Genomic DNA, 15,993 nt, shown 5'->3' on the forward strand with positions numbered 1-15,993 from the left:
TCAGCCTGTCATCGCGCACTGACCAGGCTGACCGGCGATCACGCCGAGAACAACACCACCCCCCTCACCGACAAGGGCTTCGCATGACTGATCTGCCCGCGCGCGTCCTGTTCGGCGCCGCCTATTACCACGAGTACCAGCCGTACGAGCGGCTCAAGACCGACCTCGATCTCATGGCGGAGGCGAAGTTCACCGTCATCCGCGTGGGCGAGTCGGTCTGGTCCACCTGGGAACCGGAGAACGGCCGGTTCGAACTCGACTGGCTGCAACCCGTCCTCGACGGCGCACACGAGCGCGGCATCTCCGTCGTCCTCGGAACTCCCACCTACGCGGTGCCGCCGTGGCTGGCCCGGCAGTACCCGGAGATCGCCGCCGAGGACGCCACCGGGCGCCGCGCCGCGTGGGGCGCCCGGCAGGAGGTCGACTTCACGCACCCGGCCTTCCGTTTCCACGCCGAGCGGGTGATCCGCGCGATCGCCGCCCGCTACGCCGCCCACCCCGCGGTCATCGGCTTCCAGGTCGACAACGAGCCCGGCCCGCGACTGCCGCACAACCACGGTGTCTTCCAGCGGTTCGTGGACGACCTTCGGCAGCGGTACGGCGATGTGGAGACCCTCAACCGCGAGTGGGGCCTGGTGTACTGGTCGCACCGGCTGTCCACCTGGGCCGACCTGTGGAAGCCGGAGGGCAACGCGCAGCCGCAGTACGAGCTGGCCTGGCAGGCGTTCCAGGCGCGCCAGACCACCGAGTTCATCGCCTGGCAGGCAGGCGTCGTGCGTGCGTACGCGCGGCCCGGCCAGTTCGTCACCACGTGCCTCGCCTACGGCTCTCCCGGTCTGGAGGACGACGAGCTGACCGACAGCCTGGACGTCACCGCGGGCAACCCGTACTACGACATGCAGGACAGCCTGACGATGCCCGAGCCGCCGCGCGAGAAGCTCCCGCAGCAGTGGATGGCGTACGGCGCGTGGGCCCTGCACCACAGCGCCGACCGGATCTACTCCTCGCGCCAGGAGCCGTTTCTGATCACGGAGACCAACGCCCAGGCCATCGGCGGCACTTCCGACAACCGGCCCGCCTTCGACGGGCAGTGGCGGCAGGCCGCGTGGGCGCTGGTCGCGCGCGGGGCCCGCATGATCGAGTACTGGCACTGGCACACGCTGCACTTCGGCGCCGAGACGTACTGGGGCGGGATCCTCCCGCACAGCGGACGACCGGGGCGCGCCTACCGGGAACTTGCCCGACTGGGCGCCGAGTTCGAGCGGGCCGGGGACCTCGTCGCCGGGATCGCACCGGACGCGGACATCGCGATGGTGTACTCGGCGCCGAGCAAGTGGCTGATGCGCAAGTACCCACCGCTCGCCGGCCCCGACGGCGGTCCGGACGCGGGTGCGTACGAGGGCATCTTCGATCCGTTCTACCGGGGCGCGTTCGAGGCAGGGCGCCAGGTACGGATCCTGCACGCCCGTCAGTTGCACGACCCAGGCGGCGAACGCCCTGGGCCGGCCCCGGAGTCAGTGGCTGAGCAGCACCCCGTGCTCATCGCTCCCGCGCTGTACGTGGCGGACGACGGGATGCTCGACTGGCTCGGTGCCTACGCGGAGGCGGGCGGCCACCTCGTTCTCGGTCCCCGCACCGGCTACGGCGACCATGAGGCGCGGGCACGCCACGAGGTGACACCAGCACGACTGATCCAGGCCGCGGGCGTCCGGTACGACGAGTTCAGCAACCTCCACGCCGACCTGCCGCTGCGCACCGCACCGGACAGCCCGCTCCAGTTGCCGGGCGACGCGGTGGCCACCCGCTGGGTGGAGGGCCTGGCCGTCGACGACGCCGACGTCCTGGCCGAGTACGACCACCCGCATTTCGGGCGCTGGCCAGCCGTCACCACCCGCCGCCACGGCGCGGGCCGCGTCACGTGTGTGGGCACCGTGCCCGGCCGCGATCTGGCCCGCGCGCTCGCCGCGTGGCTCGCGCCCGACCCGCGCAGCGGCTGGCAGGGTCTGCCGGACTCGGTCACCGTCGCCACCGGCACCGCTCCCGACGGTCGGCGCGTCCATGTCGTCCACAACTGGAGCTGGCAGCCCGCCACCGCCCAGGCCCCGGTGGACCTGACCGACGCCCTGGACGGCAGCGTGGTCCCGGCCGGTACGCCCGTGCGGCTCGGCGCCTGGGACGTCCGCGTCCTCGCTGCCGCACCGGGGGCGGTCGCGGAGGACCGGTGACAGCCGCCACCGTGGAACCGGAGACAGGCCGGCAGGTCGACAGGGCTTCGGGCTCGTAAGCGTGCCTCCACGTCATGCAGGCATGCCGCCGGGGGAGGGCTGGGAATTGCATTCGGCCGGGCAGCGGTCGGACCTCTCGGAACGCGGGACGCGCTCGTCGGCCTGGAGCCCGATGCCGGCGTCGCGACGATGTGCGCCGGCGAGCTGGTGAGCCGGCGGACCTTGCGCCCGAACGGGCCGGGCGACGAAGGCCATGTCGACCGCAGGCTTGAAGAAACGAGTCCGGCACCGAAGCCTTCCGGTGCCGGACTCATGTGCAGCGACTCCCACGTACAGCGGGTCGATGCGGACCTCAGACGGAGAAGGTGACGCGCGCGAGCCGCACCGGGCCACGCAGTCCGAGGCGGACGTCGTGCACACCGGCCCCGATGACGGCTGAGGCGCTCACCATGGCGTAGTCGTAGGGTCCGGCCGTACCCGGGGAAAGAGTGAGCACGGCCAGTACCGGACCGTCATCCAGCGAGAGTTCGACCGTGCCCTCACCCGCGGCTTCCACCGTGATCCCGGCAGCCCCGTTTCCGAAGTCGCCGTCACGGAACACCAGCTCGCCCCTCCGGCCGGCCACAGGGGTGACGGAGTCACCCGACGTCTTCGTGCGGTCCACGATCTCCGTGTCGTGCTGGTCGTCGAAGTCCACCGCGTGCAGGCCGTCCGCCATGACCGGCCGGGGGACGGGCGGCTCGCCGTCGAGGTCGAGGGTCCGGGCCAGGCGGATGTCCTCGCTGGACGCGCCGACCAGGACCTCGTAGAGGCCCGGTGCCACGCGCTGACGTCCCTGCGCCACGTCCCAGAACGCGAAGGCCGACAGCGGCACCCGGAAGGCGATCTCCGTGACCTCGCCGGGCGCGAGCGTCACCCGCTGGTGCGCGGCCAGTTCCCTGCGGGGCCGTACCACCGACGGCTCCACGGCCCGGGTGTAGAGCTGGGCGACCTCGTCCGCGGTGACGTCACCGGTGTTGCCGACCGTGAAGGACACGTGCAGGATCCCGTCCTCGACGCGCGTCGTGAGGCCTCCGTAGGAGAAGGACGCGTACGACAGGCCGTGGCCGAACGGGAAGAGGGGTGTGCCCTCGAAGTAGAGGTAGGTCTGGCGGCCGCCGATCACGTCGTAGTCGAGCAGGTCGGGCAGGTCGGCGTCGTCGGCGTACCAGGTCTGCGGGATGCGGCCGGCGGGGGAGACGTCGCCGGCCAGGATCCGGGCCAGGGCTGTGCCGGCCGCCTGGCCGCCGTGGGCCGTCCACAGCAGCGCCGGCACCTCCGCGTGATCGACCGCGTACGGGTACGCCGACACCAGCGTCAGCACCGTGTTCGGGTTGGCCGTGCGGGCCGCGCGCAGCAGGCGCTCCTGGTGGGCGGGGAGGGCCAGGGTCGTACGGTCCTCGGTCTCACGGCCGTTGATGTGCGGATCGTTGCCCGCGACCACCAGGACCACGTCCGCCTGCGAGGCGACCCTGTGCACCGCGTCCTCGCCGCTTTCGACGACGACGACCTCGAACGCCTCTGGATGCGCATCGGCAACCTTCACGCCGTCGGCGGCGACAGAGACGTGGCGGCCTGTACCGATGTGCCTGAGGAGGTGCCCGTTCTCATGAGGTTCCAGGCGGAATGTCTCCTGGACGACCCAGCCTCCGGGCTGGTCGGCGGAGGCTCGCACATAACCGTCCTCGGCGACCGAGAGGTAGCGGCCGTCCGGCGCGCGCAGGGTCAGCACGCCCTCGCCCCAGTCGACGAGGGAGAACTCGGTGCCGGTCGCGTCGGTGCCCAGCGGCGGCAGGTCGGTGCGGCCCGCGAGCAGGGCCGGGTCCAGGGCGCCCTCCGCTGCGCGCACCTCGTCGGCGGCCTCGGCCTGCGGCACTTGAAGGAACGCGCCGTCCGATGTCTTGAGGCGGATGCGGTCCACGCCCTCCGCGAACTGCACGCGCTCCGCGCCGAACCGCTCGTGAAGGCCCGCCAGCGGGGTGGAGCGGTGGATGAGCGTGCCGCTGTACCAGTCGCGTTTGCATTCGTCGGCGAGCAGGCCTACCACGGCGAGCCGGGTGTCCGGGGCGAGTGGCAGCAGGCCGCCGCTGTTCTTGAGCAGCACGACCGACTGCTCGGCCGCCTCCTGGGCGAGGGCGCGGTGGGCCAGCGTGTCGAAGTCCGTGGTGAGCGCGTGCGGGTCGTACTCCGGGTCGAACTCGCCGAGGCGGAAGCGGACCGAGAGCTGGCGGCGTACGGCCGTGTTGATGTCCGGCTCGGTCAGCAGGCCCTGCTCCAGAGCGCCGCGAACCCGTGCGGTGATCTTCGAGCTGTCGGTGCCGTGGTCGGTGAAGCTGTCGACGCCGGCCAGCAGCGCGGCGGCCGTCGCCTCCTCGTGGGTGTCGAAGTAGTGCTCGGAGTCGACCAGGTTGGACGGCGCGCCCGCGTCCGAGCAGACCAGCACCTCCTCGTCGGTCCAGGTGCGCAGCTGCTCGCGCAGATACGGCGAGACATGGTTCGGGCGTCCGTTGACCAGGTTGTACGCCGGCATCACACCAGCCACCGCGCCCGCCTCGACCGTCTCGCGGAAGGCGCGCAGGTCGTACTCGTGCAGAACGCGAGGGCGCACCGAGGAGGACGTGACGTCGCGGCCCGTCTCGTTGTTGTGGGCCAGCCAGTGCTTGAGTACGGGGGCGGTGCGCCAGTACGTGGGGTGGTCGCCGCGCAGGCCGTGCGTGTAGGCGGTCGCGATGGCCGAAGTGAGCTTCGGGTCCTCCGAGTATCCCTCCTCGTTGCGGCCCCACAGGGGGTGGCGCAGGAGGTTGACGGTGGGCGCCCAGACGTTCAGCCCCACGCGGTCGTCGCGGGCGCGCATCGCGCGGGTCTCCTTGGACACGGCATCGCCGACCCGGCGTACGAGGTCGGTGTTCCAGGTCGCGCCGAGGCCGACCGCCTGAGGGAAGACGGTGGCCGGGCCCATCCAGGCCACGCCGTGCAGCGCCTCCTGGCCCGTGCGGAACGCGGCGATGCCGAGCCGCTCGACGGCGGGGACGAACTGGTGCAGGAATCCGATCTTCTCGTCGAGGGTGAGCCGCGACAGAAGGTCGTCGATGCGCTTCGCGAACGGCAGCTGCGGATCGCGGAAAGGCAGCGTGTGCGGCGTGCGTGCGGTCACGTGGGATCCCCTTGAGACGGACCGGTAAGAGATTTCGAAGCGCTTCGATGCTCATTCGACCGACGGTCGGGTGTCAAGAGATCAACATCGCTTCTTCAAGCAATACATAAGGAAGGAACCTCTTTTGGGGCTCGGTGGAATCTTGGAAGCGACCCTTGTGTGCCCATGGGTGTTCATTTAACCTCACTGCAACATCGAAGCGCTTCGACTCTGGATCGTGGTCGCAGTGATTGGATGTCTGCTCCAGCTCAGCCAGTTCCACTCGCGACACCGCAGCCGACGGCCTCCGCCGGGTCTCCATGTGCGCCATGAAGGGTTGACGCAATGACGCTGAACTCCGCCCCCTCCGGACCGAGCCGGAGAAGCTTCCTCGCCTCCACCGCGGTCGCCGCCGTCGCGGTGGCCGGGGGAGCGCCACTGCTCACCGCTTGCGGCGGTTCGGACAGCGGTTCACGGGAGGGAGCCACGTCGGGCAAGGCCGCCGACAAGCTGCTCCCTGCGTACGTCGCCAGCAAGTTCGCCAAGCCGGACATTCCGGCGAAGAACGGTTCGGCGGACGGCTACACCGGCAAGATCGACCTCGCGGCCCTGACCGCATCGGTCCCGGGCAAGCTCGGCACCGGCGCTCCCCTCACCATCATGTCCCCTCTCTGGGGCACCCCGCCGAAGGCCGACTGCGCCTACTACAAGGCGCTCGACACCGCGGCGGGCACCAAGATCACCTGGCAGAACCAGGACGGCCAGACCTACCCCCAGAAAATCGGTGCCGTCCTCGCCTCCAGCTCCATACCCGACATGGTGGTCGTGCCTCAGTGGATCATGAACGGCGGAAAGATCGCGAACGCGGTCACCGCGAAGTTCATGGACCTCGGCCCCTATCTGCAGGGCGACAAGGTCAAGAAGTACCCGAACCTGGCCGCGATTCCGTCCGACTCCTGGCGCATGGGCATCTTCGGCGGTGCGCTGCGCGGCATCCCGATGTCCGTCGCCCCCGCGAGCTTCATCACGCCCTACTACCGCAAGGACATCTTCGATAAGAAGGGCTACACCGTCCCCAAGTCGGCCGACGAGTTCCTCAGCTGGGCCAAGGACGCCACGAGCGCCAAGGCCAAGGTGTGGGCCTGCGGTGACATGTCCTGGATCGGGGGGAACATCTTCCCCAACGCCCCCGGCTGGAACATCGATCCCGACGGCAAGCTGAGGTTCAGCAAGGAGCGGCCCGAATACCTCGAAGGCCTGGAGTGGATCCGCAAGCTGTTCGCGGCCGGCGTGGTCCACCCCGACGACAAGGCAAAAACCGGCGACGCGGGCCAGCGCTTCGCCGCCGGGCAGGTCCTGGTCTTCAACAGCGACTTGTCCGGCTGGTACAACCAGGCGGCCGAACAGGCCAAGGCCAACCCGGACTTCAAGATCGAGGCCATGGACCTCTTCGGCGCCCACGGCGGCAACCCGACGATCTGGGCGACCTCGCCCGCCAACATCTGGTCGATGATCCGCAAGGGCGCCTCGAAGGAGACGGTGGAGAACGCGCTGGCCGCCGCCAACTTCGCGGCCGCACCGTACGGCACCAAGGAGCGGATGTTCGTCGACTACGGGGTCCAGGGCACCCACTACACGGTCAAGGACGGCGTCCCGGTCAAGACCGACAAGGGCAACGCCGAGGTGATCAACGCCTGGGTGATGCTGGCGACCCCGGCTCCCTATCTCGCCCACCCCGACCTCCCCGAGATCGCCCGCAAGCAGGTCGAGTACCAGCAGCGGATGGGCGCCTTCCTGAAGAAGACGTCCACTTACGGTATGACCATCGTCGAGCCGACCCGCTACGCGACCCTCTCCAGCCAGTTCGAGCAGCTGGAGATCGACTTCGTGCGCGGCAACAAGAAGCTGTCCGACGTGCAGCAGGCCATCTCGACCTGGAAGTCCTCCGGCGGTGACAAGCTGCGCGACTGGTACAAGGAACTCCTCGACAAGAACGGCAGCGGCAACTGATGTCCCTCACGGCCAGGAGCAGGACCGGCGGGACTCGTCCCCCCGCGGCCGTCGAGGAACCGACGGCCGCGGTCACCTCCGCCACGGCGAAGGTGCGGGCGCCGCGCAGGGCGGGCAAGGCGGGCAAGGTGCCCTGGCGGATCCGCCTGCGCCGCGACCGCGCGCTCATCCTGATGACGCTGCCCGTCATCGTGCTGCTCCTTCTCTTCAACTACGTTCCGCTGCTCGGCAATGTCGTCGCCTTCCAGGACTACGACCCGTACGTCTCCAGCAACGGCGTCACGGCGATCTTCCACAGCCCCTGGGTCGGGGTGGAGCAGTTCTCGCGGATGTTCAACGACCCGTTGTTCTGGGCCGCGGTGAAGAACACCCTCGTGCTGTTCGCGCTCCAGCTGGCGCTGTTCTTCCCGATCCCCATAGCCCTGGCGCTGGTCATCAACAGCGTGATCCGGCCGCGGGTGCGGGCCGTGGCGCAGGCGATCATGTATCTGCCGCACTTCTTCTCCTGGGTCCTCGTGATCACCGTGTTCCAGCAGGTCTTCGGCGGCGCGGGCATCATTGCCCAGACCCTGGAGAACCACGGGTGGAGCGGCTTCGACCTGATGACCGATCCGGGCATCTTCAAGTTCCTGGTCATCGGGGAGTCCGTCTGGAAGGACGCCGGCTGGGGGATCATCGTCTTCCTTGCCGCGCTGGCCGCCGTCAGCACTGATCTGTACGAGGCGGCCGCCATGGACGGCGCGGGGCGCTGGCGGCGCATGTGGCACGTGACGCTGCCCGCGCTGCGCCCGGTGATCGCGCTGCTGCTGGTCCTGCGGGTGGGCGACGCGCTGAGCGTCGGTTTCGAGCAGTTCCTGCTCCAGCGGGACGCGGTCGGTACGAATGCCGCCGAGGTCCTCGACACCTATGTGTGGAGCGTGGGTATCAAGTACGGCGACTTCAGCTACGGGGCCGCGGTCGGCCTCGTCAAGGGAGTCATCGGAGTGTGTCTCGTCCTGGGTGCGAACAAGATCGCGCACCTGCTCGGCGAGCAGGGGGTGTACCAGAAGTGAGTCTCAACACGCAGCTCATCCGCAGTCTCCAGGCCCCCGCCCGTCCTGTGTGGGAGGAGCCGCCGAGCAAGGCTGGACTCACCGCCAAGAGCGGCTTCCTCCTGCTCTGCTGCCTGGGCGTGCTCGGTCCCCTTTGGATCGTGATCGTCACCAGCCTCTCCCCGAAGCGTGTGATCGACCAGGCCGGCGGCCTCGTCGTGATCCCCAAGGGCCTCACTTTCGTCAACTACACCGAACTGCTCGGCGGTGGCCAGGTCAGCCGGGCGATCATGGTCTCGGTCGGTGTCACGTTCTTCGGCACGCTGTTCTCGATGACGGTGTCGGTACTCGGGGCCTACGGGCTGTCCCGGCCGGGCAGTCTGGGCCACCGGCTCTTCCTGATGATCATGATGGCGACGATGTTCTTCGGGGCCGGGCTCATCCCGACGTACCTTCTGGTGCAGTCGCTGGGCCTCACCGACTCCTATCTGTCGCTGATCCTGCCGAGCGCGGTCAGTGTCTTCAACCTCCTTGTCCTGCGGGCCTTCTTCATGGGGATCTCGCCCGAACTCACCGAGTCCGCCCGCATCGACGGGGCCAGCGACCTGCGCATCCTGCTGACCATCATCATGCCGCTGTCCCGGGCGGTGCTGGCCGTCATCTCGCTGTTCTACGCGGTCGGGTACTGGAGCGCCTGGTTCAACGCCTCCATCTACCTCAGCGACCAGGACATGATGCCGCTGCAGAACGTGCTCATCCAGTTGGTCCAGAAGCACACCGAGGCGCCGACCGGCCTCCAGCAGGCGGTCCTCACCGGGCAGCTCTCCGCGCTGGGACTGCAGATGGCTGTCATGGTCCTCGCGCTGATCCCCGTCGCGGTCGCCTCGCCCTTCGTCCAGCGGCACTTCAAGAAGGGCATGCTCACGGGAGCCATCAAGGGCTGAAGCCCTTTGCTCCGGGGCCCCGCCCCAGTGCCACCCCTGATTCCAGCTCGACGCCCCTTCGTGAAGACCGAGGTATGTGATGGGCACGTTTCTCCTCGACAGACGCTCTGCACCCGCCGATTCCGCTGCCGCCGCCGCGAAGAGCGGCTACCGGTGGCGCGACGCCGCCATGGGCGGCACCGGGTTCATCACCGCCACCGACGGACGCGGTGTGCGGTACGGGGAGATCGCCTGATGCCCAGCCTGAGTGACGCGACACGAGGCCGTCTGCTCTTCGGCGGCGACTACAACCCCGAGCAGTGGCCCGAGGAGACCTGGCACGAGGACGTCCGGCTGATGAAGGCGGCCGGCGTCAACTCGGTCACCCTCGGCGTCTTCTCCTGGTCGAAGCTCGAACCCGAGCCCGGGGCAAGGGAGTTCGGCTGGCTGGACACGCTGATGGACCTGATGCACGAGAACGGCATCGGCGTCGTCCTCGCCACCCCCACGTCCTCGCCCCCGCCCTGGATGGGCCGGCTGCACCCCGACACCCTGCCCGTCACCGAGGACGGCCGCACCGAGTGGTGGGGCGGCCGCCAGCACTTCTCGCACTCCAGCGCCACCTACCGGCGCTACGCCGCCGCCATCACCGAGGACCTGGCCGCCCGCTACAGCGGACACCCGGCCCTCACCATGTGGCACATCAGCAACGAGTACTGCACCTTCGACCACGGCGACGAGGCCGCCGCCGCCTTCCGCCGCTGGCTGCGCGGGAAGTACGGCACCCTCGACGCCCTCAACGAGGCCTGGGGCACCGCCTTCTGGAGCCAGGGCTACGACACCTGGGACGGCATCCTGCCGCCCCGCCTGCCCCACTACATGCGCAACCCCACCCAGGGGCTGGACTTCAGGCGCTTCACCTCCGACATGCTCCTGGAGTGCTTCGTCGCCGAGCGGGACATCGTCCGCCGCCACACCCCGCACCTGCCGGTCACCAGCAACTTCATGCCGCTGTGGTTCGGACAGGACGCGTGGCGCTGGGCGCAGGAGGAGGACGTCGTCTCCGTCGACATCTACCCCGACCCGCACGACCCGCTCGGCGCGCAGAACGGCGCCCTCGTCCAGGACATGACCCGCTCCCAGGCGCGCGGGCCGTGGATGCTCATGGAACAGGCCGCCGGGCCCGTCAACTGGCGGGGGGTGAACCACCCCAAGCCACGCGGCCTCAACCGGCTCTGGTCCCTCCAAGCCGTGGCCCGGGGCGCCGACGCCGTCTGCTACTTCCAGTGGCGGCAGTCCCGGCAGGGCGCGGAGAAGTTCCACTCCGGCATGCTCAGCCATGCCGGGGAGGAGGGCCGTACCCACCAGGAGGTCAAACAGCTCGGCGCGGACCTGGAGCGGATCGCCGCCGAGGTGGCAGGCCGGAACATCACCGCGAACATCGCGGTCCTGCACGACTGGCACGCCTGGTGGGCCGGCGCCCAGGACGGCCGCCTGTCCACCCAGGTGGAGTATCCGGACGTCCTGCGCGCCTGGCACCGAGCCCTCTGGCAGGCCCACCTCACCACCGACTTCGCCCACCCCGAGCACGACCTGACGCCGTACTCGGTGGTCGTCGTGCCGCAGCTGTACGCGCTCACCGACGCGGCGATCGACAACCTCCTCGCGTACGTCCACGGCGGCGGCACCCTCGTCTGCGGCTTCCAGACCGGCGTCGCCGACGAGGACGACCGGGTCCGCCCCGGCGGCATGGACCCCCGGCTGCGCGACCTGTTCGGCATCCGCATCCTGCACGAGTGGTGGCCGCTGGACGCCGGGGAGACCGTCACCTGCGAGGGCTTCCACGCCTCCCTGTGGTCCGAGGAGCTGGAGGGCGACGGAACCGCCGACGAGACCGTCCCGTACAAGGGCGGCGAACTCGACGCACTGCCCGCCATCCTGCGCAAGGGCCGAGCCTGGTACGTCTCCACGCTCCCGGAGCCAGAGGCGCTGCGCGAGCTACTGGCCCGGATCGCCGACGGCGCGGGCGTGAGACCCGTGCTCTACGGCCTCCCCGAGCAGGTCGAGGCGGTACGCCGGGGCGAGGTGCTGTTCGTCCTCAACCACGGCCGTGAGCCGGTGACCGTCGAGGTGCCCGGCACCCACCACGACCTGCTGACGGGGACGGTCGTCACCGACCGGGTCACCCTCGGCCGTTACGGGGTGGCGGTGCTCCAGCCATGACAGCACTCACCGGTCCCACCCACGGCACGTGGGAGCCGCAGCCGGCCGCTCGCTGGGAGGACGGCTTCCTGAGCGGCAACGGCCGGCACGGCGCCCTCGTGTTCGGTGCTCCCGACGCGGAGCGGGTCGTCGTCACGCACCACACCCTGGTAGCGCCGGGCGGCGATGGCGCGAACCGGCGGCCGCCCCGGCTGGCCGCCGAACTCCCCGCGCTCCAGGACCGCCTCCTGGCAGGCGACCTCACCGCCGCGGAGAGCTTCACCGACGACCGCCCCTGCCAGTGGGTGCGGCCCTTCCACCCCGCCTTCCAGATCCTTCTGCACCGGCCGTCCGGCGAAGAGCACGACTACCGTCGGTCCGTCGACTTCGCCACGGGCATCGTCCGGACTGAATGCGCCGACTGGACCAGCGAGGTCTTCGTCTCCCGCGCCGACGACGTGATCGTCCAGCACGTCACGGCACCCGGCCGCACCCTCGGCATCTCCCTGGACCACCGCCTTCCCGGCGCCCCCGCCGGGCTGGCCGTCGGCCATGGTGCCGTCCTCACCCCCGAGGGCGCCCTGCTGAGCCTGCGCGCCCGCTATCCCGAGGGCGACCGTGCCTTCACCGGCGTCACGCTGGTCGCCGTCACCGGCGGCACGACGGCCCTCGCCCCGCCGGGCGCGCAGATCGAGGGAGCCCGGTCCGCACTGCTTCTCACCCGCGTCCTGCGGCACACCGGCGAACTCGACGTGACGGCGGAGGGCCGCGCCCTGCGCGACCTGCCCCTGGACTACGACGAGCTTCTGGACCGCCATGCCGCCCTCCACCGCACCGCCTACGAGCGCGTCACCCTCGACCTCGCCGCCGATCCGGCTGAACGGGCGCTGCCGGGCTCGGAGCTGCTGAAGCGCCCGCGTGACGCCGCCCTGCTGGAGCGGCTGTTCGCGGCCGGCCGCTACCACCTGCTGTCCGCCAGCGGCCTGTTCCCGCCCCGGCTGGTCGGCCTGTGGCACGGCGAGTGGCACCCGGCGTGGTGCGGCGCGTTCACCACCAACGCCAACCTCAATCTCCAGACCGCGTCAGCCGCGGCCGCGGCCCTGCCCGAAGTCACCGAAGCCCACGCCGGTCTGATCCAGTCCCAGCTCCCGGACTGGCGCGAGAACGCCCGCGTGATCTTCGGTGCCCGGGGCGTCGTCGCCCCCACGCACACCGACGGCGAGACCGGTCACGCGTACCACTTCCGCCATGAGTACCCTCTGCACCTGTGGACAGCCGGCGCCGACTGGCTCCTCAAGCCGCTCGTCGACCACGACGAGACACGCGGCGAACGCGATCCGCGCACCGCCGCCGTTCTCACCGAAGTCGCCCTGTTCTACGAGGACTTCCTCACCCGGACCGACGGCGACGGCCACCTGGTCGTCGTGCCCTCCTACTCACCCGAGAACCGCCCGGCGAACGCGAGCTGGGGCACGATCAACGCGGCCATGGACCTCTCGGCGGCCCGGCACGCGCTGCTCACCGCCGCCGACTACCACCCGGACACCCCCGACGCCGACCGCTGGCGCGCCCTCGCCGACCGTCTCCCGCCGCACCGGATCAACGCCGACGGCGCCCTCGCCGAGTGGGCCTGGCCAGGCGTGGCGGACAACTACGACCACCGTCACCTCAGCCACCTCTACGGCGTCTGGCCGCTCGACGAGATCACCCCCTACGACACCCCCGACCTCGCGGCGGCCGCACACCGCGCCCTGGAACTGCGGGGTGCCGAGAACGACTCCGCGCACGGCCACCTCCACCACGCCCTCATCGCGGCCCGGCTCCGGGACGGCGAACACGTCGCCCACGCCCTCGACCAGGTCCTGGGCGGCGACTTCTTCCACGCCTCCCTGATGAGCGCCCACTACCCGAACCTCCACGTCTACAACGCCGACGCCGCGCACACCCTGCCCGCCGTACTGATCGAGATGCTCGTCCAGTCGACCCCCCACCGACTGGTCCTCCTGCCCGCGCTGCCGCCGTCCCTCCCGGCGGGCCGGCTCACGGGCGTACGTACGCGGTTCGGCGCGAAGGTCGACCTGACCTGGGCGCCCGGCCGGGCGAGGGCGGTTGTGAAGCCGACTCGCACGGTCCGTATCGAAGTCAGGACTTCTTCCGGCGACGCGGAGCCGATCGACCTCGTCGCCGGAGAGGACCACGTCCTCAGCCAGGGGGCGTGGTAGCAGCCCCACCCCCACAATTCCCCCCACCCATGGAAGGGACACCATGGTAAAAAGCGCGATACGCAAGATCAGCATGGCGGTGCTGGCGCCGGCGATGGCTCTCGGTGCCACCGTCGCCCTCGCCTCCGCCCCCGCTTCGGCCGCAGTCTGGAACACCTGCGACCGGTACGGCAGCACCAACCTGGACGGCTACACGCTCTACAACAACGTCTGGGGCTCCGGCGCGGGCAGCCAGTGCACCTGGGCCAACTCCGGGACCAGCTGGGGCGTCTGGGCCGACCACCCCAACACCGGCGGCATCAAGTCCTACGCCAACTCGACCAAATCGATCAACAAGAGAATCGACTCCCTCGGCTGGCTGACCAGCGACTACAACGTCAGCGTCCCGTCGTCCGGCGCGTACGAGACGGCGTACGACATCTGGGACACCAACCACAAGTACGAGATCATGCTCTGGATGAACAAGACGGGAGCCGTCGGCCCGATCGGCTCCTACCAGGACAACGTCACGGCCGGCGGCCACAACTGGAACGTCTACAAGGGCACCAACGGTTCGAACGAGGTGTTCTCGTTCCTGCGGACGTCCAACTCCACCTCCGGCAGCGTGGACATCAAGCCGATCCTCAACTGGATCGCCTACACCAAGGGCTGGATGCCCGGCAACGAGACCATCGGCGACGTGCAGTTCGGCTATGAGATCACCTCGTCGTCCGGCGGACTCAACTTCAGCACCAACAACCTGACCGTCAGCGGAGGCTGACCCGACACCGGGGCCGAGGCCGGTCCGCGCCCTTCGTCTGGCGCGGTCGGACTCGGCCCGTGGCGCGTTGTGGTCCCCGGAGGCGGCCTCGGGCGGCGGGTTCAGTGCCGGGCGAACTGGACCTGGGTGGGTTGCACGACGTTCGGCCGCACCGGGATTCCGTTGACGGTCAGCTGTTCGCCGTAGATGTCGGTGAGTCTGATCGCACTGCCGCACCCGCTGCCGTCGGCGGAGACGAAGTAGTTGTAGGAGGTGCGGGGCAGTTGCCGCCAGCCGCCTGTGGTGCGGACTTCCAGCCTGTCGAGTGGGTTGCGGTGGTCGATCGCCTGGATGCCGCACCAGTAGCGGCTGGAGCCGGTCTTGTACCGGATCGAGATCGTGCCGGAGATGCTGGGGCTCACCACGCTCCAGGTGATGGGGAGCCGCCCGACCTTGAGGTCGGCGAGTTTGGCGAACGCCTGCTGGCTGAGGTCGAGTTGCCCGGGTGCGCAGGGCAGGGGGCATTCGTTGGTGATCCGTACCGTGATGGATTTGCCGCCGGCCGCCCGGACGAGCACGTATGCGCCGCACGCCTTGGACGTCTCGTAGTCGGTGGTGTTCATGGCCGCGATCATGAGGTCGGGACTCGGGCCGAACAGGCAGGCACCGTCTCCGTTCCCGGCCTCGTAGGCGGTGGCGACGCCCTGGTGGCTGGTGTTGGGCTCAAGCCGTCCTGCCTGCGAGGTCGTGGCGGGATGTCGCTGGGGCCGCGGGGTGGTGTCAGTGGGCGACGGTCGTGCCGACGTGGTGGTCGCGGCACCCGTCGGGGTGGGGGAGCCGGTCTGGCTCGCCGTCGTGGTCGGGGTGCCTGTCTCGTCGGCGGTGGTGGCTTTCACCTGGGTGGTGGCGAGAGGTGTGGCCGCGGCAGGCTCTGCATCGGCGTTGCGGCCGGGGAGCAGCGCCATGACCAGGTAGGCGAGGACACCCACGGCGATCACCGCCGATGTGGCGCCCAGCATGAACGTGCGTCTGTGTCTGCGCTGCCGCGCGGCCTGCCTCGGTGTGTTCATTTCCCGTCCGTTCGCCAGATCGAGCCGATGGTGCACTGCACTGCTTAGTGGCCGCAGGAAGCGCAAGGGTTGCCGACGATTTCTCGCAGGGACAGCTCAGCGTATGCAGCGGCGGCACCCAGCCCGTCGCCTACCTCGGGGTGCACGGCCTGAGGGGCGCTCGGCCGGACCACCGACACCGTCCGCGACCGGAGCACCGGCCTGGCCGCGCACATCACCCTCACCAACACCGGCACCACGACGATCGACGACCGGTTCCTGGTCTTCGTCAAGGGGCCCAGCAGCCCTGCCGACGAGCCTCGTTCAGCGGCGTCGGCGAAGGCGAGATGGCGGCAGTCGCCACCGAGCCAAGCCTGGTGCTCTGCCGCGGTGAGCGAGTGCCGCAGCTGGGGCCGGAGA

The 15,993-nt window shown here is 69.9% G+C and carries 10 protein-coding genes; 8 read left to right on the forward strand and 2 right to left on the reverse strand.

The annotated features are described in order from the left end of the window. Positions 1-83 precede the first annotated feature (83 nt). Entirely contained in the window at positions 84-2,225 is a 2,142-nt protein-coding gene (locus tag AB0L75_RS36410; protein WP_365190040.1) for a beta-galactosidase, read from the forward strand. Between the two features lie 352 nt (positions 2,226-2,577). Here AB0L75_RS36410 and AB0L75_RS36415 read toward each other — a convergent pair whose 3' ends face one another. Next, positions 2,578-5,418: a glycoside hydrolase family 3 C-terminal domain-containing protein gene (locus tag AB0L75_RS36415; protein ID WP_365190043.1), complete on the reverse strand. Its 2,841-nt coding sequence runs from the start codon at positions 5,416-5,418 to the stop codon at positions 2,578-2,580. Between the two features lie 324 nt (positions 5,419-5,742). Between AB0L75_RS36415 and AB0L75_RS36420 the strand changes: the two genes are divergently transcribed. The 7 genes from AB0L75_RS36420 (at position 5,743) to AB0L75_RS36450 (ending at position 14,545) form a co-directional block, all read left to right on the forward strand. Beyond that, a complete protein-coding gene (locus AB0L75_RS36420; protein ID WP_365190046.1) occupies positions 5,743-7,407 on the forward strand; it encodes an extracellular solute-binding protein in 1,665 nt (554 codons plus the stop codon). Then, complete coding sequence (locus AB0L75_RS36425; protein WP_365190049.1) at positions 7,407-8,459, forward strand: ABC transporter permease subunit; 1,053 nt, start codon at positions 7,407-7,409, stop codon at positions 8,457-8,459. Before AB0L75_RS36420 ends, AB0L75_RS36425 begins: the two co-directional genes overlap by 1 nt. Beyond that, the gene (locus AB0L75_RS36430) at positions 8,456-9,382 is read left to right on the forward strand and encodes a carbohydrate ABC transporter permease (RefSeq protein ID WP_365190051.1); all 927 of its coding nucleotides are present in this window, start codon (positions 8,456-8,458) and stop codon (positions 9,380-9,382) included. Before AB0L75_RS36425 ends, AB0L75_RS36430 begins: the two co-directional genes overlap by 4 nt. Positions 9,383-9,461: 79 nt before the next feature. Next, on the forward strand, positions 9,462-9,617 hold the full coding sequence (locus AB0L75_RS36435; protein WP_365190054.1) for a hypothetical protein: 156 nt from the start codon (positions 9,462-9,464) through the stop codon (positions 9,615-9,617). After that, positions 9,617-11,584: a beta-galactosidase gene (locus AB0L75_RS36440; protein ID WP_365190056.1), complete on the forward strand. Its 1,968-nt coding sequence runs from the start codon at positions 9,617-9,619 to the stop codon at positions 11,582-11,584. The genes AB0L75_RS36435 and AB0L75_RS36440 overlap by 1 nt, the downstream gene beginning before the upstream one ends. Beyond that, positions 11,581-13,785 (forward strand): glycoside hydrolase N-terminal domain-containing protein, encoded by a 2,205-nt coding sequence (locus AB0L75_RS36445; protein WP_365190058.1) that lies wholly within the window; start codon positions 11,581-11,583, stop codon positions 13,783-13,785. Before AB0L75_RS36440 ends, AB0L75_RS36445 begins: the two co-directional genes overlap by 4 nt. Positions 13,786-13,828: 43 nt before the next feature. Beyond that, positions 13,829-14,545 (forward strand): hypothetical protein, encoded by a 717-nt coding sequence (locus tag AB0L75_RS36450; RefSeq protein WP_365190061.1) that lies wholly within the window; start codon positions 13,829-13,831, stop codon positions 14,543-14,545. Positions 14,546-14,646: 101 nt separating this feature from the next. On the opposite strand, the gene AB0L75_RS36455 is transcribed toward AB0L75_RS36450, so the two are convergent. Continuing rightward, positions 14,647-15,594, reverse strand: coding sequence for an expansin EXLX1 family cellulose-binding protein (locus tag AB0L75_RS36455; RefSeq protein WP_365190063.1), 948 nt, complete (start codon positions 15,592-15,594; stop codon positions 14,647-14,649). Between the last annotated feature and the right edge of the window lie 399 nt (positions 15,595-15,993).

Origin of the sequence: Streptomyces sp. NPDC052101 (assembly GCF_040680235.1) — a bacterium.
GTDB lineage: Bacteria > Actinomycetota > Actinomycetes > Streptomycetales > Streptomycetaceae > Streptomyces.

What these genes read in the sequence shown, in the direction of transcription:
- AB0L75_RS36455 (WP_365190063.1), bottom strand. Translation starts at nt 15,594, where the DNA reads ATGAACACACCGAGGCAGGCCGCGCGGCAGCGCAGACACAGACGCACG.
- AB0L75_RS36445 (WP_365190058.1), top strand. Translation starts at nt 11,581, where the DNA reads ATGACAGCACTCACCGGTCCCACCCACGGCACGTGGGAGCCGCAGCCG.
- AB0L75_RS36440 (WP_365190056.1), top strand. Translation starts at nt 9,617, where the DNA reads ATGCCCAGCCTGAGTGACGCGACACGAGGCCGTCTGCTCTTCGGCGGC.
- AB0L75_RS36425 (WP_365190049.1), top strand. Translation starts at nt 7,407, where the DNA reads ATGTCCCTCACGGCCAGGAGCAGGACCGGCGGGACTCGTCCCCCCGCG.
- AB0L75_RS36420 (WP_365190046.1), top strand. Translation starts at nt 5,743, where the DNA reads ATGACGCTGAACTCCGCCCCCTCCGGACCGAGCCGGAGAAGCTTCCTC.
- AB0L75_RS36435 (WP_365190054.1), top strand. Translation starts at nt 9,462, where the DNA reads ATGGGCACGTTTCTCCTCGACAGACGCTCTGCACCCGCCGATTCCGCT.
- AB0L75_RS36410 (WP_365190040.1), top strand. Translation starts at nt 84, where the DNA reads ATGACTGATCTGCCCGCGCGCGTCCTGTTCGGCGCCGCCTATTACCAC.
- AB0L75_RS36450 (WP_365190061.1), top strand. Translation starts at nt 13,829, where the DNA reads ATGGTAAAAAGCGCGATACGCAAGATCAGCATGGCGGTGCTGGCGCCG.